The organism is Bacillus sp. CH140a_4T (genome assembly GCF_008923725.1).
Classification (GTDB): Bacteria; Bacillota; Bacilli; order Bacillales; family Bacillaceae_G; genus Bacillus_A.
The window spans coordinates 974089-996808 of the sequence record NZ_WBPF01000005.1 but is presented as its reverse complement, the minus strand read 5'-3'; the positions used below and the strand labels follow the sequence as shown (position 1 = coordinate 996808).

Below are 22720 nucleotides of genomic sequence, written 5' to 3'. Positions count from 1 at the left end.
CTCGTATCGTGCTAATCATTTGAGAAACTACGTTACCTTTGTTATGTTAATAACGTTAGAGAGGTTTTGTAGTCGAATTGAGATTTTTCTATATAATAGAAGGAAATGAAAACGTTTTTTTAGAAACAGTGTGAAATGGTAGTTTTTATTATTATCACGTTGCTAAAGTGATTTCACGAATTGTTCATAGTATTTTTATATGTTTTTGCTACAATATGTAAAGAGAGGAGTGGAATAATGCAAGATATTAGTATTTTTTTAGCGTTTGGCGCTGGGTTTTTATCATTTATTTCCCCATGTTGCTTACCGCTTTATCCGGCATTTTTATCGTACATAACAGGTATGTCGGTTTCTGATTTGAAAGAAGAAAATGCAATGCTTCGCAAAAGAAGTATGATACATACAGCGTTTTTCTTACTTGGATTTTCAATTATATTTATTGCAATTGGGTTTGGTACAAGTTTTATTGGAGGCTTCTTTACAAATTATAAAGATTTAATTAGACAGTTAGGTGGTATATTTATCATCGTGTTCGGTCTTATTATTGTCGGTGTGTTTAAACCGAAATTCTTAATGCAAGACCGTAAATTTACGTTTAAAAATCGTCCGAGTGGCTATTTTGGATCTGTTCTAATTGGATTGGCCTTTGCTGCAGGGTGGACGCCGTGTACTGGACCTATTTTAGTATCTGTCATTGGATTAGCAGCAACGAACCCAGAATCAGCAATGATTTATATGATTGCATACATACTTGGATTTGCTATCCCATTTTTCGTGCTATCATTCTTTATTACGAAAATGTCTTGGATTAAAAGAAATAGTATGAAATTCATGAAAATTGGGGGATACGTTATGATTGTCATGGGTATCTTCCTATACTTTAACTGGATGACGAAAATTATCGTATATTTCTCAAGTTTATTTGGTGGTTTTACCGGTTTTTAGTATTATTCTGTGAAAATGTTGGAAATACTAACGGAAAAGCATATAATGAAAGTATATTTTGCATATAGCCACAAAAAAGGATGAGAAAATATGAACATAGTTGTTTTATCCAGTATCGTTGCTGTTTGTATGGCTGTCGGTGCGATGTTTATTCGTTTAAAAGCAGCTAAGAAACCTGCAACATTGAAAAAAATTATACTTCCACCATTTTTTATGAGTACGGGAGCATTGATGTTTGTTTTTCCAGAATTTCGATTAACTCCAGCAGAAATGTTAGAAGCAATTGGTGTCGGTTTGATCTTCTCTATTTTTCTTATTAAAACATCTAAATTTGAAATTAGAGGACAAGAGATTTATTTGAAGCGTTCAAAAGCCTTTGTTTTTATATTAATTGGATTACTTGTCGTACGAATTGTATTTAAAACATATTTAAGCCAATCTCTTGATTTAGGACAACTTAGTGGCATGTTTTTCTTACTGGCATTCGCGATGATTGTGTCATGGAGAATTGCGATGTACCGTTCCTTTACGAAATTACAGAAGGAAATGGAAAAAGAAGATGGTTTTTATAATGAAAAAGATATGAAATTAACTTAAAAACTGTATATGTATAAAATAAAAAGACAGCGTCAAAGGCGCTGTCTTTTTATCGAAAATAATGTGAAGTTATTTTGCGAGCAAAGACTTATAGTTTGAATAATCAATCTCTTTTTCTTGCAGTTTTTTAACTAAAAATTTATGGTCGCGCTTTGGTGTAGCAATAATATACCCTTTAATAATTAAATCTTGTGTAATTTGAGAGGCTTTTTCTTGTAATGCTAGTTCTCCGATTTTGCCAGCAATTTTTGATTTAGCAACATCACGAAATAGTTCTGGAACAGGACTTACGAGCTCTTCTAACAATTGTTTTTGTTCGTCATCCCATAAATGCCTAGTTTTATTAATATAGTGCTCTTCCCAATCTAAAATGGACATACCATCTTCTTTTGGTAGTCGTTTTAAAAATTTTCTGAACATAAAGTATCCACCGATAGACATAAGTCCTAATAAAATAATAGTCCATAGCACAATGAACCAACTGAACCATCCTTCGAGCAAGTATATCCCCCCTTAATGATTGCGGTTTTCTATTATTCATATTATAAACAGTGAGATTCATAGAAAGCAAGAACGCTTGGTCATTTTGACCAAGCGTTATCATTTAAACGAAGTATAGTTGTTCAACACATAAATTATTATTATCATCTTCTACATATTCAATGATTAATGTGCCAACTTTACGATCTTTATCTTCAGTTGTGAAAATAGAGTAAGAAGTAAAACGTGCTGTTGATAGGCCGCTTATATGTGTAGGTAAAGAAATGTAGTCGTTATCGCGGAAGAATTCCATCAGTTCAATATCTTCAAATTCTTTTCGGTCAACTTGTTTGTTTGTATAGCGGCGTTGAAGTTGTTTTAAAGACTCATTCCAAGAAATTGCTTTTGTGTCGTATACCATTGTCTTATCTCCTTACTGTATGTAATTGTTAAGAACATACGTTCTAATCTAGTATACTCTTTTTATTAGAAAAGGGAAAGCAAAAAATAATGTAAGCTTGGATTTCCAAGCTTACATTATTTTTTGCGTCCGTCATAATCTCTATTTTTTATTATAAGTTAGATAAGAATAAGAAACAAGATGATATATATATTGTTGATGGTATTGAAAATTCTGTATATTATAGATGTATTAAAGTGCAAGGGAATGTGAGGAATGGCATATGTAATTTCACTCCAAGGACCGATGGCAAGTGGAAAAACAACATTGGCTAAAAGGTTAGAGCGATATGGGCTTTCAGTTATATATGAAAATCCTTATCCAATTGTAGAAAAGCGAAAACAATTAAATTTGGATATGAATTCAAAAGAAGGGTTTATTATAAATCAAAAAATGTTTATGGAAGCAAAAATAAAGGAGTTTCAAAATGTAAAAGATTCAGTTGTAATTTTTGATCGTGGACCTGAAGATATTGAATTTTATACACTTTTTTACCCGAAGATGATAGGGAAAGAGTGGGATATAGAAACAGAATTAAAAGATGAATTGTATAAATTAAGAGAATGTCGTTCAGATGCAATTTTTTATTTAGATGTTTCAAAAAAGAATTTGTATGATAGAAAAAATAATGATAGGGCAAGAAAGCGAAGTACATTTGAGGAGCAATTTAAATTAGTAGTAACTGAAAAAGACTGGTATAAACAATTTCCTGTAACTTATGTGGACACGAATAGGTTAACAGTGGCCGATTTAGAGATATATTTTATGAGATGGTTGAAGGAGAGAAAGTTATGAAAAAAATACTTTTATTCGTATACCCAACATTTGCAGAGTTTGAAATAACGGTAGCTACGGCGTTGCTGAAAAATAAATTTGAAATCATTACAGCGAGTGTAACGAAAGAATTGATTGTAAGTGAAACAGGTTTGCAAGTGCAACCACATATAGAATTAAGTGAAGTGTTTGTAGAAGAATATGAGGGGATTATCATTCCAGGGGGAGACGCAGTACATATGAAAGACGCAGATATTCTCTTTTCAGTCATTCGCCAATTTTCTGAAAAAGAAAAATTAGTAGCTGCGATTTGTGCTGGACCGTATGCGTTAGCAAGAGCAGGTTTATTTAAAGTGATTTCTTATACAGCGACTATAGATTATCAAAAGTTAGATTGTTTTCCAGTAGAAAATTTTGTGTATGAAGAAGTTGTGCAACACTCAAATGTTATTACAGCACAGTGGCATGCATTTGTACCATTTGGAATAGCGATTGCTTCTTATTTTGGAGTAGCAAATGAACAAAATATAAATTTTTATGGTGGTAAGGGCAATGTGATGATGGAGAAACTTTTACCTGAGAATGTATAAAAGCTAGCGAATGCTAGCTTTTTTCTTTTTGACATCGATAAATGGCTAACGTTTTCGGATCGCGCCATATACCGTTATGAATTGCCAATTCATTTTCTACTTCTTCTTTTAGCCATTCCTTCATTTCGGCGTGAAGATGTGTATTATCAGGTATATTTAGTGACGGAAACATGCTAGAAATATAGTTTGCAATTGGAGTAGCATGATGGAAAACGAGAGCGTTATGAATTATAGTTTCTTCAACAGTTGGAAAAATAGACTGTAATATCTCTTTACCATTTTCTAAACAAAATGGAGTGACTGATGATGTTGTGTTCGGCAAATCAAATGCGTCTAACATGCGGTTACACATTTCAACGATACGAGGTAATGTAACGTTAGAATTTGTTGTAGCTAAAAGTGAGCCACCAAGGCGAATTACTTTATGGAATCCTTGAACTGTTTTTTCGACATCTTTCATGTGGTATAACATATGTCTTGCGACGATCCAGTCGTAGCAATTAGCTTTGAAAGGGAGTTTACCAGCATCACCTAGCCTCCATTCAATTATGCTATTCTTTATTGCTGCTTCAGAAAGCATCGTTTTCGATTGATCAAAACCGGTTAGTTGACCTTTGTGCCCGTTAGTTTGTAAAAGGGAAAGAAAATTTCCATTAGCACAACCAACCTCTAATATTTTCTCGTCTCCTTGAAGATGTAAATGTTCCATGACAAGTTCATCTAAATTCACTTGTTTTTCTTCGTAATGTTTATGCGTATCGATACGTGTTTGTAAATGATTACTTACGTTGTATTGGCGTTTTACATCATTCATTTTTTCGCATTCCACCTTCGTGCAAAATTGCTGAATCGCGTGTGTTAATACGTCGGTTTTCCTTAACCCTTCGTAATGGAGTGCAGATTCGAACCTTTCAAGTAATTTTTCTTCAATTCGAAAATGAATATCTTTTCGTTTCGTCATTGAAATATCGCTCCTTTGCATCTGTTAGTGAGACTATAGCACGCCTGGAAAATTTGTGTGAATAATTTGTGTACACAAATGGAGGAGATGAAAAAAATGTTTGAATGTGAGTTTAAACTATTGACGATTTAACCGTTTTCATATATTCTTAAATTAAGAAATATTCAAATAATTAAAAGAAATGAGAGAGTCACATGCTTCTTCAAGGAACACATCGAATTGGTCGTATGGCCATGTTGTTGGCACTTGCGGATGAGAATGAAAGCCCTGTATTATCTATTCCGAAAGGTTGGAAGTATTGTACGGGGAAAGTGGGTTCGATGAATTCGCAAAAAGTTGTAGCAGCAATGGAAACAGCGGCTAAGAGCACCCAAGTTATTGAAACAGACGTTTACAGAGAAACACATGCACTTTATCATGCAATAATGGAAGCTTTGTACGGAGTGACGAGAGGTCAAATTCAGTTAGCAGACGTTCTTCGTACAGTAGGACTTCGCTTTGCGATTGTGCGCGGTACACCATACGACGGAAAAAAAGAAGGCGAATGGGTTGCTGTTGCATTATATGGAACGATTGGTGCACCTGTAAAAGGATCTGAGCATGAGGCGATTGGTTTAGGAATTAATCACATATGATTTGCCCATAGTCTATTAGTTAGAAGGGGGCCTTACTTTTTTAGGACAGAAGTCTGTCTTAAAAAGATAAGGTCCCCTTTTGCCTTTTTAAGGAGGAAAAAAGAATGATTACGTTAACAGGACACACATTGACAATTGAAGAAATGAAGAGGTTGTTACTTGAAGGGGAAGGTGTAACAGCTTGTCCAAATAGTATGCAAAAGGTGGCCGAATGCCGCGAAGTTGTTGAGAAGATTGTAGAGGACGGAAAAGTCGTTTACGGTATTACAACTGGATTTGGAAAGTTCAGTGACGTGCTTATTCAAAAAGATGATGTAAAGGCACTTCAACATAATTTAATTCAGTCACATGCATGCGGTATAGGCGATCCATTCCCTGAAGAAGTATCACGCGGCATGTTAATTTTACGAGCGAACACGATGCTTAAAGGAGTATCTGGCGTTAGACCGCTTGTTGTAAATATGCTTCTTGAGTTTGTAAATCGTAAAATTCACCCAGTCGTTCCGCAACAAGGTTCGCTTGGTGCGAGTGGCGATTTAGCACCTTTATCTCATCTTGCACTTGTATTATTAGGCGAAGGTGAAGTGTTCTATAAGGGGAAACGCGTTCATGCGATGGTTGCTCTTACAGAAGAAGGTCTTGAACCGATTGAACTTGAAGCGAAAGAAGGGCTTGCATTAATCAATGGTACGCAGGCGATGACAGCGCAAGGAGTTCTTTCTTATATAGAAGCAGAAGCAATGGCGTATCAAGCTGAATTCATTGCTTCGATGACAATTGAAGGGTTACAAGGCATTATTGATGCATTTGATGAAAATGTTCATAAAGCACGTGGTTATAAAGAGCAAGTGGAAGTAGCGAGCAGAATTCGTGACATCCTTCATGATAGTAAATTAACAACAAAACAAGGAGAACTACGAGTACAGGATGCATATTCACTTCGCTGTATCCCGCAAGTACACGGTGCTTCTTGGCAAGTTTTAAATTATGTGAAAGAAAAATTAGAAATTGAAATGAATGCAGCAACAGATAATCCGTTAATCTTTGATGGCGGAGAAAAAGTAATTTCGGGTGGTAATTTCCATGGTCAACCGATTGCGTTTGCGATGGACTTCTTAAAAGTAGGAATGGCGGAACTTGCAAATATTTCAGAGCGTCGTATTGAACGTTTAGTAAATCCGCAATTAAATGATTTACCTCCATTTTTAAGTCCGGAACCAGGACTTCAGTCTGGTGCAATGATTATGCAATACGCAGCAGCGTCACTTGTTTCTGAAAATAAAACGTTAGCACATCCGGCGAGTGTTGATTCAATCCCGTCATCAGCTAACCAAGAAGATCACGTAAGTATGGGAACAATCGCTTCACGCCATGCACATCAAATTATTCAAAACGTAAGACGTGTTCTTTCAATTGAAATGATTTGTGCGATGCAAGCTGCAGAATATCGCGGTATTGAAAACATGAGTACAGTGACAAAGAGCTTCTACCATCAAGGTCGTCAGCAAGTACCTTCTATTACTAATGACCGTATATTCTCAACGGATATTGAAAATATTGCGTATTGGTTAAAAACGAATTATTCGATAAAAGAAAGATTAGATGTAAACGCAGCACTATAAAATGAGAAAAGGGAGAGATTGAAATGGAAAAAGTAAAACAAACAATTCGCGCGCCAAGAGGTACAGAGTTACAAACGAAAGGATGGGTTCAAGAAGCTGCACTTCGTATGTTAATGAACAATTTAGATCCTGAAGTTGCTGAAAAACCAGAAGAATTAGTTGTATATGGCGGAATTGGCCGTGCAGCTCGTAACTGGGAAAGCTATCAGGCGATTGTAGATTCATTAAAAACGTTAGAAAGCGATGAAACATTACTTGTTCAATCAGGAAAACCAGTTGCAATCTTTAAATCACATGAAGATGCACCTCGCGTTCTTTTAGCGAACTCAAACTTAGTGCCGAAGTGGGCGAACTGGGATCACTTCCGTGAACTAGAGAAAAAAGGTCTTATGATGTACGGGCAAATGACAGCAGGTAGCTGGATTTACATTGGAACACAAGGTATTTTACAAGGAACATATGAAACGTTTGGCGAAGCGGCACGTCAACATTTCGATGGTTCATTAAAAGGTACAATAACACTTACTGCTGGTTTAGGTGGTATGGGTGGTGCACAACCTCTTGCTGTAACGATGAACGGCGGTGTTGTCATTGCTATTGATGTTGATAAGCGCAGCATCGATCGTCGTATTGAAAAGAGATATTGTGATATGTATACAGAATCGTTAGAAGAAGCATTAGCAGTTGCGAACGAGTATAAAGAAAAGAAAGAACCAATTTCAATTGGTTTATTAGGAAATGCGGCAGAAATTTTACCAGAACTAGTGAAACGTAATATTACGCCAGATTTAGTTACGGATCAAACATCTGCTCATGATCCATTAAACGGTTATATTCCAGTAGGTTACACATTAGAAGAAGCTGCGAAACTTCGTGAAGAAGATCCAGAACGTTACGTACAATTATCAAAAGAAAGTATGACAAAACATGTAGAAGCAATGCTTGCTATGCAAGGAAAAGGCGCAATTACGTTCGATTACGGAAATAACATTCGCCAAGTTGCTTTCGATGAAGGCTTGAAAAATGCATTTGATTTCCCAGGATTCGTTCCAGCATTTATCCGTCCATTATTCTGCGAAGGAAAAGGACCATTCCGCTGGGTAGCACTTTCTGGTGACCCAGAAGATATTTATAAAACAGACGAAGTAATTTTACGTGAGTTCGCTGATAATGAGCATTTATGTAACTGGATTCGTATGGCTCGTCAACAAGTTGAATTCCAAGGTCTTCCATCACGTATTTGTTGGTTAGGTTACGGTGAACGCGCGAAATTTGGTCGTATCATTAATGAAATGGTTGCAAATGGTGAATTATCAGCACCAATCGTTATCGGTCGTGACCATTTAGATTGCGGATCAGTAGCATCTCCAAACCGTGAAACAGAAGCGATGAAAGACGGTAGTGATGCAGTAGCCGACTGGCCAATTTTAAATGCATTAATTAATAGTGTAAACGGTGCGAGCTGGGTATCTGTTCACCACGGTGGTGGCGTTGGTATGGGTTATTCACTTCACGCTGGAATGGTTATCGTTGCAGATGGAACAGAAGCAGCAGCAAAACGTATTGAGCGCGTATTAACTTCTGATCCTGGTATGGGTGTGGTTCGTCACGTTGACGCAGGATATGACTTAGCTGTGGAAACTGCGAAAGAAAAAGGCGTTAACATTCCGATGATGAAATAAGGAGGAGAAAACATGCTGGACACTTTACTAATAAATATCGGTCAATTACTGACAATGGATCAAGAAGATGGCTTGTTAAGACGGGAAGCGATGAACACGCTTCCTGTTATCAAAAACGGTGTGGTTGGAATTGAAAACGGCGTAATTACTTTCGTTGGAACAGCGGAAGAAGCTCAAGGGTTACAAGGGAAAGAAGTTATTGATTGCGGCGGGAAAATGGTTTCTCCTGGTCTTGTTGACCCGCATACTCACCTTGTATTTGGTGGATCTCGTGAAAATGAAATCGCACTAAAATTACAAGGAGTTCCGTATTTAGAAATTTTAGAACAAGGCGGAGGTATTCTTTCAACTGTAAATGCAACGAAACAGTCGTCGAAAGAAGAACTTGTTCAAAAAGCGAAATTCCATTTAGACCGTATGCTATCTTTCGGAGTAACAACTGTAGAAGCGAAGAGTGGTTACGGATTAGATGATGAGACGGAATGGAAACAATTAGAGGCAACCGCACAATTACAAAAAGAGCATCCAATTGATTTAGTTTCCACATTTTTAGGTGCTCATGCAGTTCCGAAAGAGTATAAAGGTAGATCGAAAGAATTTTTACAATGGATGTTAGACTTATTGCCAGAAATGAAAGAGAAGCAATTAGCTGAATTCGTTGATATTTTCTGCGAAACAGGTGTGTTCTCTGTCGAAGAATCAAAAGAGTTTTTATTAAAAGCGAAAGAACTTGGCTTTGATGTAAAAATTCATGCAGATGAAATTGACCCTCTTGGTGGTGCGGAAGCAGCTGCTGAAATTGGTGCAGCATCAGCGGACCATTTAGTTGGCGCTTCTGATAAAGGAATTGAAATGCTTGCAAATTCGAATACAGTAGCCACTTTGTTACCAGGAACAACTTTCTACTTAAATAAAGAAAGCTTTGCGCGCGGTCGTAAAATGATTGATGAAGGTGTTGCAGTTGCGTTAGCTACAGACTTTAACCCAGGTAGCTGTCCAACTGAAAACATTCAACTTATTATGAGCATCGCAATGCTGAAGCTGAAAATGACACCAGAAGAAGTTTGGAACGCGGTAACAGTTAACTCTTCTTATGCTATTAATCGGGGCGATGTAGCCGGGAAAATTAGAGTGGGTCGCAAGGCAGATGTAGTTTTATGGGATGCTTATAATTATGCTTACGTACCGTATCATTACGGCGTAAGTCATGTGAATACAGTATGGAAGAATGGTAATATTGCATATACAAGAGGTGAACAATCGTGGAGCACGGCCACTATTTAAAGAAGAATGCAAAGTTTATCGATCGTGAAGTGACGAAATGGAGTGAGATGATTAAAGATTGGGAGGAAGGTGTAGAAATATTCGGTGCTGCCTTAATTGGAGCACCCCTTTCTAAACCATCTATTAGTCATTCAGGAGCAAGTTTTGCACCAAAAACAATTCGTGCGATGTTAGATGCATATAGCACGTACGCAATTACAGAAGAACATGATATGAAAGAAAGTGTCTTATATGATTGCGGCGATATTACGATGCATGTGACGGATATAAAAGAAAGTCATAACCGAATTGCGAAAACAGTTGGTCATATAACGAAAGTAAATCCGAACATGATACCGATCGTTCTTGGCGGTGACCACTCGATTAGTTTTCCGAGTATAACAGGGTTTGCAAATAGTAAAGGGAAGGTTGGTATTATTCAATTTGATGCCCATCATGATTTACGTAATTTAGATGATGGTGGCCCATCAAATGGTACACCGTTCCGTAGTTTACTAGAAAATGATGTCATTACAGGAAAACAACTCGTTCAAATCGGAATTCGTAATTTTTCAAATGCACGAGCGTACCATGAATATGCAAAAGAACATGGCGTGACAGTGTATACAATGAAAGATGTACGAGAGCGAGAAATAAAAAATATTATGACGGAAAGTATTGAAGTTTTAAGGAAGCAAGGCGTGACTTCTATTTACATTTCTCTTGATATGGATGTACTAGATCAAGCATTTGCACCAGGTTGTCCAGCAATTGGTCCTGGTGGAATGGATAGTACGACGTTACTGGATGCGATTGAATTTTTTGGTAAAGAACCGCTCGTTCAAGGGATGGATATAGTAGAAATTGATCCAACCCTTGATTTCAGAGATATGACGAGTCGAGTAGCTGCGCAAGTGATTATGAGTTTTCTTTTAGCGAGAGAAACAGTCCGTAAGCAGGTTAGTATATAGGCGTGAAATTAATAGAGAATATTTATCGATGCCGTATAAAAAACACATTACTACTCATATGTAGTAATGTGTTTTTATGTAAAAAGAGAAGGTGAAATTAGAATGTATATATGTGTGGAAAAGTTAATAAGATTGCGGGTTTTTAGTGATATTTTACGAATTTATTTTCTTAGTTTGAAAGGATTGACATGAAAAATAATTTTATGATAAAATAAAAATTTTGCTAAAAAAATGAATGCGTGTTAAGATTGAGAAGGTTACCATATATGGAGGTGGATTATTTGTTTCAAATTGGCGATAACATTGTTTATCCAATGCACGGAGCAGGTATAATTAAAGCCATAGAAGAGAAGGAAATCGCAGGAGAAAAACAACAGTATTATGTTATAAAAATGTCGGGTAGTAATATGGAAGTAATGATTCCGGCGGGGAGAATATTGAGCTCAAATATACGACCAGTCACAGATATAACGGCAATAGCACACATATTGGATATTTTTCAACATGGAGAATCTGATAGATTACTTACGTGGAAACAAAGGTATAAATTGAACACTGATAAAATAAAGACGGGTAAAATACAAGAAGGTGCTGAAGTTGTACGTGATTTATTACGTATGCAGCAAGAAAAAGCACTGAATGCAAGCGAAAAGAAAATGTTAGATAACGCACACGAATTTTTGATTAGTGAACTGGGATTAATTGAAGGTATCACAGAAAGTCAAATAAAAAGCTTTTGTTAAGATTCATTACAAATAATGTATTACATCCCAAAAAAGATTTTGAATTTTTTGGGAGCATAATTATAGAAAATTAATCATTTCAAAGACATTCAACTCTTTCAAACCACTTTTAGAGCATTAACCTCTTTTGTTATTACTACAATCAAATCCATTTTTATTTTTAAAATTCTTTACGAATGTTCGAAGTTTAATGAAACACTTTGATAGAATAGTTACTTGATTTTTGCAATCCTGATTCACACTGGCACGGACGAGGAGCCGTAAGGATGAAAGAGAGGTAGGGCTTTCATTGTTTTAGGTTTATATAAGTTATTATTTTTAGAAGAATACCGAACCACTTTCACCTCTATTGTTAAAGTTTTTTTATATGTGAAGAGATAAACGAAATGTTAGCCATATATGGTCAACTAAAAAAGGTTTCCTGCCTAGGAAACCTTTTTTTAGTTGTATCATTCTATTTTTTGATATTCGAATGTTTGATAGTGAAGGCGTATAAATTGACGTTACTATCTAAAAGTAAGTATGATGCGTTTATAGTAAGAATTTTTTTAGGGGGAAGAAAAATGACAAGTTCAAATAATAAAGCGGCAAGTATTTATGAAGGAACAAATATAAATGATTGGGGATCTTTTGAAAATATTGAAGAAACGGAGTTATTTGATTCGATTCAAATTGGATCTTGGTCTCTTCGTAATCGCATAGCAATGGCACCGATGACGAGGTGTTTCGCGAATCATGAAACGGGAGTCGTTGGTACTGATGTAGTCGAGTACTATAGAAAGCGTGCAGCTGATGGAGTTGGATTAATTATTACAGAGGGAATCGTCATTAGCCCAAGAGCAAAAGGAAATCCAGGAGTACCAGGGATTTATACACAAGAACAAATCGATTCGTGGAAGCCTGTTACAGAGGCAGTACATAAAGAAGGTGGAACGATTATTGCTCAAATATGGCATGTTGGCCGTATGAGTCATCACGAAATAATTGGTGGGCAAATGCCGCAAGCACCGTCTGCTATCGCTGCAGAGGGAAATGTTCCGCGTTTTCGTAAACCATTTGATACGCCAGAAGCAATGACGTTAGAAGAAATACAAGAAGTTATCGGTCAATACGCACGAGCTGCGAAGAATGCAATTGAAGCTGGATTTGATGGAGTAGAAATTCACGGTGCACATGGATATTTAATCGATCAATTTACTTATGAGTTTGCAAATAAGCGTACTGATAAATACGGCGGAGACTTAAAGCGAAAGCTAACGTTTATGAAAGAAGTAACGGAGGCTGTAATAGAAGCTGTTGGGGCGGATAAAACACTTCTTCGCTTCTCTGCTTTCAAAGGTGATAACCCTACCTATATGTGGGAAAACCCTGAGCTTGCAATTGAAACGTTTGTAAATATGTTCAAAGAAGTTGGATTAACGATGATTCACCCTTCTACGATGAATTATACAGCAGTTATTGCTGACGGAAAGAATTTTCATCAATTAGTAAGAAAATATTGGGATGGTACAATCGTTGGCGTAGGGAATTTAAATCCGAAAGAGGCTGAAGAAGCGTTGCAAGAAGGAACAATTGATGTAGCGGCATTTGGAAGACCTTTAATTGCTAATCCAGATTTTGTTCATCGAATTAAAAATGCTGAAAGTTTAGTTGAATATGATGTGAAAGAGCATCTTGCTACATTAATTTGAATAAAGATAAAAGGAGAACGCATCAGGTGTTCTCCTTTTATTATGGATTTTCATAGGAGGAAGCGGGATGAGTGAAACGCTACTCGTTATTATTAGTATATTGCTCTTATTAATGCTACTATTAATCATTTTTTTTATTATTACATTTTTTATTAAAAAACGGACGCATCATTCTATATTAAAGCTACATCCATACTTAGGAAGGATGCGTTATTTACTTGAAAAGATAGGGCCGGAATTTAGGCAATATTGGTTTGATCATGATACGGACGGGAAGCCTTTTTCACGTTATGATTTTCAAAGTGTAATGTTTCTAGCAAAGTACCGTTCTGAAATACTCGGTTTTGGATCAAAACGAGATTTTGATACATCTGGTTACTATATTGCTAATACATTATTTCCGATATTAACAGATGAACTAAGTGTGAATGTAGCGCAAGAACGTGAAGGGAAAAAGTATGTGATTCATAAAGAAGGGTTATTTTCACGAAGAGAAAAATTGACAGCGGATACAACGAATCTTTGGTTATACGAAGAAGACGATGCGATTATCATCGGTGAAAATCGTAAATATCCATGGAAACTGTATGGCATGTTTGGAGCATCAGCAACTTCTTACGGTGCGATTGGAGAAAATTACATTTTAGCGAGTGGGTTTGGGGCGAAGATGGCAGGCGGTTCATGGATTAATACGGGAGAAGGTGGTGTAATACCAGAACATTTACATACAGGTGCAAATATCGTTGCGCAAATTGGTCCAGGTTTATTTGGGTACCGTGATGAGGATGGTAATTTTTCAATGGAGAAATTCATGGAGAAAGCGAAAGAAAGTAATATTAAAGCATTTGAATTGAAATTTGGGCAAGGAGCTAAAATACGTGGTGGCCATTTAGAAGGACAAAAAGTAAATGCAAAGATTGCTTCTGTTCGTAATGTACGAGAAGGAAAGACAATTAATTCACCGAATCGGTTTTCATTTTTAAATAATGCAGCGGATACACTTTATTTTATTCAGCGTTTGCAAGAAAATGGCGGTAAACCAGTCGGTATGAAAATTGTAATTGGACAGCAGGAGCCGTTGGAGGATTTATTCAAAACGATGAAAGAGTTAAACATCTATCCAGATTTCATTACAATTGATGGTTCAGAAGGTGGATCAGGAGCAACGTATAAATCGATGGCAGATAGTATGGGTATGCCGCTTATTCCAGCGTTACTAACTTGTATTGATACAGCGAATCATTATGGTGTTCGGGACAAATTCAAAGTGTTTGCCTCAGGGAAATTAATTACACCAGATAAAGTGGCAATTGCTTTAGCAATTGGGGCAGATGCTGTAAATTCAGCGCGCGGATTTATGATGGCAAGTGGCTGTATTATGGCGCTTCAATGTAATTCGGGGCAATGTCCATCTGGAGTTGCCACGACGAATCCGCACTATCAAAAAGCGCTAGATCCATATGAGAAGAAATGGCGCGTAATGAATTATGTTGTTAGTATGAGATATAGTTTGTTCTCACTTGCGGCAGCAGCGGGAGTCAAGAGTCCGCGTCATTTAACGAGAGAGCATATTGTGTTTAAAGATGAGGTGGGACGGATCGTTCCTCTTTCACAATTGTTTCCTACTAGTAAATAGAAATTAAGCTATGTTTAATAGATTAAAAGTCATACATTTGTATGGCTTTTTTATTTTAAAAAATAGGCACCTTTTAATTTCTGAATATTTTTACTTTAATTTCTTTTGAAAGCCGGGTAATACACTGGGATAAAGGCGTTTATAAAGGTTTTCACATGTAGGGAAAAGTGCTTGTTCACTTGAAAGAACAAAAAATGTTTGTTAAGGTAGGGAACCATAAGCGAAAACAAGAAAATAGAAAGAGTCATTTTTCGAAATTTTGAATGGCTTATGTAACTAAGGGAGAGATTTGGTGAAGATTGAGATTATGGTTTCGCTTGCTATTTATATGGCAGGTATGTTGTATATCGGTTATTGGTCTTATAAGAAGACATCCGATTTATCAGATTATATGTTAGGTGGAAGGGGACTCGGTCCAGCAGTTACAGCTTTATCAGCAGGTGCTTCTGACATGAGTGGTTGGATGCTAATGGGATTACCTGGTGCGATGTATGCAACAGGATTATCAAGTGTATGGATTGCGATAGGTTTATTAATAGGTGCTTATGCAAACTATTTAATTCTTGCCCCGCGTTTGCGAACGTATACAGAAGTGGCGAATGATTCAATTACGATTCCGGACTTTTTAGAGAACCGATTTAAAGATCGGACGAAAATACTTCGTTTTGTCTCCGCTATAGTCATTTTAGTATTTTTCACATTTTATGCGTCGGCTGGTTTAGTTTCAGGTGGACGTTTGTTTGAAAATTCTTTCAACCTAGATTATAAGATTGGTTTATTTGTAACTGTCGGTGTCGTTGTAGCTTATACACTATTCGGTGGTTTTTTAGCAGTAAGTTGGACCGACTTTGTGCAAGGGTGTATTATGTTTATTGCTCTCGTATTAGTGCCAATTGTTGCTTTTACAGATGTAGGCGGTGTAACAGAAACATTCAATACAATTAAGCAAGTTGACGCATCACGTTTAGATATGTTTAAAGGGACTACAATTCTTGGGATTATTTCGTTTTTAGCATGGGGTCTTGGATATTTTGGTCAACCGCATATTATTGTCCGCTTTATGGCAATTACCTCAATTAAAGATTTAAAAACTTCTCGTAGAATTGGTATCGGTTGGATGACGATTTCCATTATAGGTGCAATGCTTACTGGTCTAATTGGTATTGCTTATTACGCAAAAAATAATACGACATTACAAGATCCAGAAATGGTCTTTGTAACATTCTCAAATATTTTATTCCATCCGTACATCACTGGGTTTTTACTATCAGCTATTTTGGCTTCGATTATGAGTAGTATTTCCTCGCAATTACTCGTTATTTCAAGTGCTGTAACGGAGGATTTCTATAAAACATTTTTCCGCCGTAATGCAAGTGATAAAGAACTAGTATTTATCGGTAGACTGTCAGTATTAGTAGTAGCTATGATTGCAGTTGTTTTAGCGTATCATCCAAGTGATACAATTTTAACACTTGTCGGTTATGCTTGGGCTGGCTTTGGTTCAGCATTCGGACCCGCTATTTTATTAAGTTTATATTGGAAGAGAACGAACAAATGGGGCGTTCTTGCAGGGATGATTGTAGGTGCAGTAGTTGTTATTACTTGGGTACAAATTCCAAGTTTAAAAGCAACTATGTATGAAATGGTACCTGGATTCTTCTGTAGCTTATTAGCTGTTATTATTGTAAGTTTAGTAACGAAAGAACCAGTGAAAGCAATTCATCGTGAATTTAATGAGATGGAAGCAGTGCTGGAAGAAGAAACGAAATAATTAGCGAAGAGAGTAAACGAAACTGGCGTTTACTCTCTTTTTATTTAAAATGAAAATAAGGAACTTATTGACAACTAAAAGTAAGTAACTTATAATAAATTTGAGTTCGAGGTAATTTTTACTTTGAATAAAGATTTCAAATGCAGTAAATATTTTTTCGGGAATTATCTCGAATTTGAGATGATTTTGATGAGTTAGAAGTTAAAGTGTGATTTTATAATTGATATCTCGGATTCGAGATAAAATTATCATGACGGATTTTACTATGCAGTATGGACAAAATGAATAATGAATTTTAATGTATAACAATTTTTATAAGGGACTAAAAAGGAGTGAACGAAATGGAAAAGAAAACTATGGGGATCCATCATATTACAGCAATCGTAGGACACCCACAAGAAAATGTGGATTTTTATGCTGGTGTATTAGGGTTACGTTTAGTGAAACAAACAGTGAATTTTGATGATCCAGGTACGTACCATCTTTATTTTGGTAATGAAGGAGGAAAGCCTGGAACAATTATTACATTTTTCCCATGGGCAGGTGCTCGTCAAGGCGTTATTGGGGATGGTCAAGTAGGCATTACGTCTTATGTCGTACCAAAAGGTGCAATGGATTTTTGGGAAAATAGATTAAAAAAATTCGACGTTGCGTATACAAAAATGACTCGATTTGGAGAGCAGTATTTAGAATTTGATGATCCGCATGGTTTGCATATAGAATTAGTAGAAAGAGAAGAAGGCGAATTAAATAATTGGACTTTTGGAGAAGTTACGCCAGAAGTAGCAATTAAAGGATTTGGCGGTGCTGTTCTTTTATCTGCACAACCTCAAAAAACAGCTGAATTGTTAGAGCATGTTATGGGTCTTGAGAAAATTGGAGAAGAAGGTGAATTCGTTCGATTCCGTTCTTCTGCTGATATTGGAAATATTATTGATTTAAAATTATCAACAATTGGACGCGGGCAGATGGGTGTTGGTACAGTTCACCATATTGCTTGGAGAGCGAGTGATGATGCTGATCAACTAGACTGGAACGAGCATGTGTCTCGCTTTGGATATGGCGTAACTCCTGTACAAGACCGAAATTATTTTAACGCGATTTATTTTAGAGAACACGGGGAAATTTTATTTGAAATTGCAACAGACCCTCCTGGTTTCGCTCATGACGAATCGTTAGAGACGATGGGTGAGGAATTAAAGTTACCGGAGCAATATGAATCACATAGAAAACAAATTGAACAAACACTTCTACCATTTGAAGTGAGAAATTTAGATTAAAGTGATTGAAAGGGGAAAAGGATTATGATGAAACATGTTTTTCAAAAAGGAAAAGATACGTCAAAACCAGTGTTGTTATTACTTCATGGTACAGGAGGTAATGAATTAGATTTATTACCACTTGCAGAAATAATTGACCCAGAAGCATCTGTATTAAGTGTTAGAGGAAATGTATTAGAAAATGGTATGCCGCGTTTCTTCCGTAGATTGGCAGAAGGCATTTTTGATGAAGAGGATTTGATTTTCCGTACGAAGGAATTAAATGAGTTTTTAGATGAAGCTGCAAAAACATATGAATTTGGTAGAAATAACATTGTAGCTATCGGTTATTCAAATGGAGCAAACATTGCTGCAAGCTTATTATTCCATTATGAAAATTCATTAAATGGTGCTGCGCTTCATCACCCAATGGTGCCTAGAAGAGGAATGCAATTACCTAATTTAGCAGGGAAATCTGTGTTTATTGCTGCTGGGACAAATGATCCGATTTGTTCATCAGCCGAGTCAGAGGAATTGAAGGTACTATTAGAAAATGCAAACGCTAATGTAACAATGCATTGGGAAAATAGAGGTCATCAATTAACAATGGGTGAAGTAGAAAAAGCAAAAGAATGGTATGGCAATACAGTATTATAAAAACAAATAAAAAAGAAGCATCTGCTTATCATTAGCAGGTGCTTCTTTTTTATTTACGACTGAATTGCAAGATGAGATGAAGAAAGCGGTAATTGAATATCAACGATCGTACCTTTATTTAATTCGCTGGAAATGTGTAATTTACCATGATGTTCTTCAATTATTTTGTAACACATCATTAATCCTAGTCCTGTTCCTTTTTCTTTCAAACTATAAAATGGTTCGCCTAAACGAGAGATACGATCTTCTGGGATACCACAACCTTCATCGATAATTCGTATTAAGATGAAGGTATCATCTAATGGTTTTGTTTGGATGAAAATATTTCCGCCATTTGGCATCGCTTCAATTGCATTTTTTAATATATTTATAAAAACTTGTTTTAATTGGTTACCATCACATTGAATGTCGTATACGTAATCAAAATGATCCATAATGATGTGAACACTATGCATAATAGCAGTTGGTAAAATAAATGTAACTACTTCTTCAATTAAAGTTTGTATGTTACAAGTTTGGATAGATAATACTTGTGGTTTAGACATCGCCATAAATTGACTTGTGATAGATTCCATTTGTGAAATTTCACTTAACATAACATCGATATACCATTTCTGCTCCTCATTTATTTCAGGGAGCAGCAACGTTAGAAAACCTTTAAGAGAGGTGAGTGGATTTCGAATTTCATGGGCAATTCCAGCTGTCAGTTGTCCGACTACGGCAAGTTTTTCTGATTTTCGTAATAACTTTTCTGTTTCTTTAAGTTCGGTAACGTCTCTTCCCATTACGATAAGGCCTTTACGCGAGCCGTCAGGATGATAAAGTGGAACTTTCGATATACTTAAGATTAGGTCGAAATCATCTCTATGTATAATAAATTCCTCACCATGCAGAATTTGTCTTTGTTGCCATGCTAGTTCATCGACTTCTTCACAATGTAAAAAAGCTTCTCGGTACGCTTCGTTATATTGAATGAGTTCACTATCTTTTTTCCCGTGGTAAGGTACATGATGGAAATTGAAGCAAGAAAGTGCATAGTCATTTGCTTCAAGCCAGCGCCCTTCATGATCCTTAAATATAACAAACGCAGGCATGGAGTTCACTAATGTACGTAATCTCTTCTCACTTTCTTTTAGCATACTCTCAATTCTTTCTGATTTTTCAAGAGGTTTCATAATGGCATATACGCCAGTTAAACGATTTTGGACAAAAATAGGAACTAATTTTGTCACGACGTCTAATAAGAACCCAGTTTTATGATAAATAGATAACATATATTCTTGTTGATTATCCGCTTCCGTATTCTTTATATTTTGTATTACTTGCTCAGAAATATGGGCTTCTAAAATAGAGATAATATTTTTCTGTTCTAATTCTAAAGAAGTGTAACCTAATATTCTTTCGGCAGAAGGGTTTATATGGAGAATAACTCCCTCTAAATTTAATGAAATAATACTATCAGGATTGTGTTCGAACAGAGATGCATACATTTCTGTTAAAGAACAATCTTGTATATGTTTTCGCAAACGTCTAGAAATGTTCGGATGACGTTTTTTTTGAGTTGATGAATATTTTTTACGACTCATAATAGTTCCTCCGTACAAATAGCATCTAAAAAGATTTATCTATTCATAACTATAATATAGATGCAATGTATATTTCTATAAAAAATGGGAGTTATATAATAAATTTTGTTTTCTTTATTTTGGAAAAGTGAGTGTAAGGTGGTAATAAGGGGAGCTTATATTGTTTTATAAATCTTTTGTAAGTTACAGGAGTAGGGTTTCCTTATAACATTAGGGTAGAAGAGGGGGAGAGAAAATGAAAAATTATATTCAAGGGATTGATCATGTGCAAGTAGCTGCACCTTTAGGGTGTGAAGAAACAGCACGAGAATTTTATGGTGAAAAAATTGGTATGGAGGAAATACCGAAGCCAGAGGAATTAAAGAAGCGTGGTGGATGTTGGTTTAAGTGTGGAAATCAAGAGATTCATATCGGAGTTGAGCAAAACTTCAATCCAGCTAAAAAGGCGCATCCAGCTTTTTATGTTTTAAAAATAGATGAATTTAAACAAGAGTTAATAAAGCAAGGTATTGAAGTAATAGATGATCATGCACGACCAGATGTAATTAGATTTTATGTGTCAGATCCGTTCGGAAATCGAATTGAATTTATGGAAAATAAAAACTAGGTGGAAATTCACCTAGTTTTTTAACCTTTTCTAAACAATCCTAATACTTCCACCGTTTCTGTAATGTTAACAAATGCATGAGGATCAATTTCAGAAATTGTTAATTTCATACTTGCTAATTCTTCACGAGAAACGACTGTCATAAGTACACGTTTCTTTTCGCTGGAATAAGCACCTTCGCCATCAAGTAATGTAATTCCACGTACAACAGTTGAAAGAAGTTGTTTTTTCATTTTTTCTGCTTCATTTGTTACAATCATAAGTGTAACCTTTCGATGTTTCGTATGAATAGCATCGATAACTTTACCAGTTACATAAATAGAAAGTAAGCTTGTAAGAGCAACATCCCAAGTGAAGAAGAATCCTGCAATGATTACAACGACTGCATTTAAAATAATAAGGAATCCGCCAAGTTTAATGTCTCGTTTGCGAGATAACAGCATACCGATAATATCAAATCCACCAGTTGATCCATTGCAGTTAAAGACAAGACCGATACCAGCTCCGGCAATGACACCACCAAAGATAGATGATAAAAGTGGATCTGTTGCTACGACTTTCACTGGAACATAGTATAATGCAACAGATAATACAATAACAGAGATAACAGTGTTAAAAATTACTTTTTTTCCAAGACCTATGTATCCTAAAATAAGGATAGGTAAGTTTAATACAAAGTTAATAATACCTGTGTTTACAGGAGTTACAATCCCTAAAATAATAGCAATTCCGCCAATTCCACTACTTAAAATTTTGTGGGGGATAAGGAAAAGATTAAAGGCAATCGCAATAATAATAGAACCAATAATAACACCAAGAAATCTGACCATCTCTTTCCCGTCCTTCACTAAAAAATTCATATTATTTCAAGATTATATATGATATTGAAAGTTTTGGGTAAAAACAGTTTATTTCGGAAAATTAGATTAATCAAAAGAATTTGAGTATTTTATTATTTGAAAGGGGATACAGTTGTGAAGATAAAAACATATCAACAGAAAAGCCCATTGAAGCAAGAATGTGAGGATTCTTATTTTTGTAATGAAGAAAATAAGATGTATGGTGTATGTGATGGTGCAACACCACTTGTCCCGTTTCGTGATGAAAAGGGACATAATGGAGCATACATCGCTTCGCATTTATTTGCAAGTTATTTTGCTTCATTACGTGAAAATCATAGTTTACAAGTTGCCGTTGCAAAAGCAAATGAAGCATTGCAAAGAAAAATGTTAGAATATGAAGTAGACACGAGAAAAAAAGAGCATTTGTGGTGCACATGTATCGCGGCAGTTCAAATAGTTGGTGAGAAAATTGAATATGCACAATTAGGGGACTGTATGATTGTTGCAATACTTCAAAATGGAACGATGCAAGTATTAACGAAAGACACGGTTGAGGGAATTAGTAAACGAGCAAAAAAGAAAAGAGAAGAAGCTCGTAAAAAGGGGCTATCTGTACCGGAAGAACATGTTTTTCAAGATGTGCGGGAACAGTTAAAATATAATCGTTATCTTGCAAATATGCAGGGTGGGTATTCCGTTGCAAATGGAATGAAAGAAGCGATACATTATTTACAGCATGGGGAATTACATATAGATGAAGTAAGCGGGATTTTTATTTGTTCAGACGGATTATTCCACCCAGATTGGCCACTGGAACAAACTTTTGCATATATAAGAAAGAATAGTATAAATGAATATGTAGCAATTATTGAAGAGCTAGAAGGGGAAAAGAGAATACGACCAGATGATAAAACAATGATGATGATTGATTTGTAAGGGAGGATGTTC

General features: G+C 35.9%; 22 protein-coding genes. 17 read left to right on the top strand and 5 right to left on the bottom strand.

Going from position 1 to position 22720, the window contains the following annotated elements; genetic code table 11:
* Positions 1 to 237 precede the first annotated feature (237 nt).
* A complete protein-coding gene (gene ccdA / locus F8162_RS06120; RefSeq protein WP_151634101.1) occupies positions 238 to 945 on the top strand; it encodes a cytochrome c-type biogenesis protein CcdA in 708 nt (235 codons plus the stop codon).
* A 90-nt stretch (positions 946 to 1035) separates the two neighbouring features.
* The gene (locus tag F8162_RS06115) at positions 1036 to 1542 is read left to right on the top strand and encodes a CcdC family protein (RefSeq protein WP_151634102.1); all 507 of its coding nucleotides are present in this window, start codon (positions 1036 to 1038) and stop codon (positions 1540 to 1542) included.
* 69 nt (positions 1543 to 1611) lie between these two features.
* Here the strand turns inward: F8162_RS06115 and F8162_RS06110 are convergent, their stop codons facing one another.
* The gene (locus F8162_RS06110) at positions 1612 to 2043 is read right to left on the bottom strand and encodes a DUF2621 domain-containing protein (protein ID WP_151634104.1); all 432 of its coding nucleotides are present in this window, start codon (positions 2041 to 2043) and stop codon (positions 1612 to 1614) included.
* A gap of 103 nt (positions 2044 to 2146) precedes the next feature.
* Positions 2147 to 2443 (bottom strand): hypothetical protein, encoded by a 297-nt coding sequence (locus F8162_RS06105; protein ID WP_000262403.1) that lies wholly within the window; start codon positions 2441 to 2443, stop codon positions 2147 to 2149.
* 255 nt (positions 2444 to 2698) lie between these two features.
* On the opposite strand from F8162_RS06105, the gene F8162_RS06095 reads away from it, so the two are divergent.
* Positions 2699 to 3277 (top strand): AAA family ATPase, encoded by a 579-nt coding sequence (locus F8162_RS06095; protein WP_151634106.1) that lies wholly within the window; start codon positions 2699 to 2701, stop codon positions 3275 to 3277.
* Positions 3274 to 3846: a DJ-1/PfpI family protein gene (locus F8162_RS06090; RefSeq protein WP_151634108.1), complete on the top strand. Its 573-nt coding sequence runs from the start codon at positions 3274 to 3276 to the stop codon at positions 3844 to 3846. Before F8162_RS06095 ends, F8162_RS06090 begins: the two co-directional genes overlap by 4 nt.
* A gap of 13 nt (positions 3847 to 3859) precedes the next feature.
* Here the strand turns inward: F8162_RS06090 and F8162_RS06085 are convergent, their stop codons facing one another.
* A complete protein-coding gene (locus F8162_RS06085; protein WP_151634110.1) occupies positions 3860 to 4807 on the bottom strand; it encodes a class I SAM-dependent methyltransferase in 948 nt (315 codons plus the stop codon).
* A gap of 194 nt (positions 4808 to 5001) precedes the next feature.
* Between F8162_RS06085 and hutP the strand changes: the two genes are divergently transcribed.
* The 11 genes from hutP to F8162_RS06030 all read left to right on the top strand — a co-directional run bounded on the left by hutP (position 5002) and on the right by F8162_RS06030 (position 18737).
* Positions 5002 to 5442, top strand: a complete 441-nt coding sequence (gene hutP, locus F8162_RS06080; RefSeq protein ID WP_000926521.1) for a hut operon transcriptional regulator HutP — start codon at positions 5002 to 5004, stop codon at positions 5440 to 5442.
* A gap of 104 nt (positions 5443 to 5546) precedes the next feature.
* The gene (hutH, locus tag F8162_RS06075; protein WP_087982075.1) at positions 5547 to 7064 is read left to right on the top strand and encodes a histidine ammonia-lyase; all 1518 of its coding nucleotides are present in this window, start codon (positions 5547 to 5549) and stop codon (positions 7062 to 7064) included.
* A 23-nt stretch (positions 7065 to 7087) separates the two neighbouring features.
* Positions 7088 to 8746 (top strand): urocanate hydratase, encoded by a 1659-nt coding sequence (gene hutU / locus F8162_RS06070; RefSeq protein ID WP_151634112.1) that lies wholly within the window; start codon positions 7088 to 7090, stop codon positions 8744 to 8746.
* A 12-nt stretch (positions 8747 to 8758) separates the two neighbouring features.
* Positions 8759 to 10030 (top strand): imidazolonepropionase, encoded by a 1272-nt coding sequence (gene hutI / locus F8162_RS06065; RefSeq protein WP_151634114.1) that lies wholly within the window; start codon positions 8759 to 8761, stop codon positions 10028 to 10030.
* Entirely contained in the window at positions 10009 to 10980 is a 972-nt protein-coding gene (gene hutG, locus F8162_RS06060; RefSeq protein WP_151634116.1) for a formimidoylglutamase, read from the top strand. The genes hutI and hutG overlap by 22 nt, the downstream gene beginning before the upstream one ends.
* 281 nt (positions 10981 to 11261) lie before the next feature.
* On the top strand, positions 11262 to 11723 hold the full coding sequence (locus F8162_RS06055) for a CarD family transcriptional regulator (RefSeq protein WP_192797608.1): 462 nt from the start codon (positions 11262 to 11264) through the stop codon (positions 11721 to 11723).
* Between the two features lie 563 nt (positions 11724 to 12286).
* Positions 12287 to 13414 (top strand): alkene reductase, encoded by a 1128-nt coding sequence (locus F8162_RS06050; RefSeq protein ID WP_151634120.1) that lies wholly within the window; start codon positions 12287 to 12289, stop codon positions 13412 to 13414.
* 67 nt (positions 13415 to 13481) lie between these two features.
* Positions 13482 to 15050 (top strand): FMN-binding glutamate synthase family protein, encoded by a 1569-nt coding sequence (locus F8162_RS06045; protein WP_151634122.1) that lies wholly within the window; start codon positions 13482 to 13484, stop codon positions 15048 to 15050.
* Between the two features lie 292 nt (positions 15051 to 15342).
* On the top strand, positions 15343 to 16821 hold the full coding sequence (putP, locus tag F8162_RS06040; protein WP_151634124.1) for a sodium/proline symporter PutP: 1479 nt from the start codon (positions 15343 to 15345) through the stop codon (positions 16819 to 16821).
* A gap of 341 nt (positions 16822 to 17162) precedes the next feature.
* Entirely contained in the window at positions 17163 to 18101 is a 939-nt protein-coding gene (locus tag F8162_RS06035) for a ring-cleaving dioxygenase (RefSeq protein WP_151634126.1), read from the top strand.
* A gap of 24 nt (positions 18102 to 18125) precedes the next feature.
* Entirely contained in the window at positions 18126 to 18737 is a 612-nt protein-coding gene (locus F8162_RS06030; RefSeq protein ID WP_151634128.1) for an alpha/beta hydrolase, read from the top strand.
* A 53-nt stretch (positions 18738 to 18790) separates the two neighbouring features.
* On the opposite strand, the gene F8162_RS06025 is transcribed toward F8162_RS06030, so the two are convergent.
* Entirely contained in the window at positions 18791 to 20323 is a 1533-nt protein-coding gene (locus F8162_RS06025; protein WP_151634130.1) for a BA3702 family sensor histidine kinase, read from the bottom strand.
* A 235-nt stretch (positions 20324 to 20558) separates the two neighbouring features.
* On the opposite strand from F8162_RS06025, the gene F8162_RS06020 reads away from it, so the two are divergent.
* On the top strand, positions 20559 to 20930 hold the full coding sequence (locus tag F8162_RS06020; protein WP_151634132.1) for a VOC family protein: 372 nt from the start codon (positions 20559 to 20561) through the stop codon (positions 20928 to 20930).
* Positions 20931 to 20950: 20 nt separating this feature from the next.
* Here the strand turns inward: F8162_RS06020 and F8162_RS06015 are convergent, their stop codons facing one another.
* The gene (locus tag F8162_RS06015; protein WP_000251342.1) at positions 20951 to 21760 is read right to left on the bottom strand and encodes a YitT family protein; all 810 of its coding nucleotides are present in this window, start codon (positions 21758 to 21760) and stop codon (positions 20951 to 20953) included.
* Between the two features lie 126 nt (positions 21761 to 21886).
* On the opposite strand from F8162_RS06015, the gene F8162_RS06010 reads away from it, so the two are divergent.
* On the top strand, positions 21887 to 22708 hold the full coding sequence (locus F8162_RS06010) for a protein phosphatase 2C domain-containing protein (protein WP_151634134.1): 822 nt from the start codon (positions 21887 to 21889) through the stop codon (positions 22706 to 22708).
* Positions 22709 to 22720 lie beyond the last annotated feature (12 nt).

Excerpts from the sequence above, each read along its gene's own strand:
- ccdA (WP_151634101.1), top strand. The coding sequence starts at position 238 with ATGCAAGATATTAGTATTTTTTTAGCGTTTGGCGCTGGGTTTTTATCA.
- F8162_RS06115 (WP_151634102.1), top strand. The coding sequence starts at position 1,036 with ATGAACATAGTTGTTTTATCCAGTATCGTTGCTGTTTGTATGGCTGTC.
- F8162_RS06105 (WP_000262403.1), bottom strand. The coding sequence starts at position 2,443 with ATGGTATACGACACAAAAGCAATTTCTTGGAATGAGTCTTTAAAACAA.
- F8162_RS06095 (WP_151634106.1), top strand. The coding sequence starts at position 2,699 with ATGGCATATGTAATTTCACTCCAAGGACCGATGGCAAGTGGAAAAACA.
- F8162_RS06090 (WP_151634108.1), top strand. The coding sequence starts at position 3,274 with ATGAAAAAAATACTTTTATTCGTATACCCAACATTTGCAGAGTTTGAA.
- F8162_RS06085 (WP_151634110.1), bottom strand. The coding sequence starts at position 4,807 with ATGACGAAACGAAAAGATATTCATTTTCGAATTGAAGAAAAATTACTT.
- hutP (WP_000926521.1), top strand. The coding sequence starts at position 5,002 with ATGCTTCTTCAAGGAACACATCGAATTGGTCGTATGGCCATGTTGTTG.
- hutH (WP_087982075.1), top strand. The coding sequence starts at position 5,547 with ATGATTACGTTAACAGGACACACATTGACAATTGAAGAAATGAAGAGG.
- hutU (WP_151634112.1), top strand. The coding sequence starts at position 7,088 with ATGGAAAAAGTAAAACAAACAATTCGCGCGCCAAGAGGTACAGAGTTA.
- hutI (WP_151634114.1), top strand. The coding sequence starts at position 8,759 with ATGCTGGACACTTTACTAATAAATATCGGTCAATTACTGACAATGGAT.
- F8162_RS06050 (WP_151634120.1), top strand. The coding sequence starts at position 12,287 with ATGACAAGTTCAAATAATAAAGCGGCAAGTATTTATGAAGGAACAAAT.
- F8162_RS06045 (WP_151634122.1), top strand. The coding sequence starts at position 13,482 with ATGAGTGAAACGCTACTCGTTATTATTAGTATATTGCTCTTATTAATG.
- F8162_RS06035 (WP_151634126.1), top strand. The coding sequence starts at position 17,163 with ATGGAAAAGAAAACTATGGGGATCCATCATATTACAGCAATCGTAGGA.
- F8162_RS06030 (WP_151634128.1), top strand. The coding sequence starts at position 18,126 with ATGATGAAACATGTTTTTCAAAAAGGAAAAGATACGTCAAAACCAGTG.
- F8162_RS06025 (WP_151634130.1), bottom strand. The coding sequence starts at position 20,323 with ATGAGTCGTAAAAAATATTCATCAACTCAAAAAAAACGTCATCCGAAC.
- F8162_RS06020 (WP_151634132.1), top strand. The coding sequence starts at position 20,559 with ATGAAAAATTATATTCAAGGGATTGATCATGTGCAAGTAGCTGCACCT.
- F8162_RS06015 (WP_000251342.1), bottom strand. The coding sequence starts at position 21,760 with ATGGTCAGATTTCTTGGTGTTATTATTGGTTCTATTATTATTGCGATT.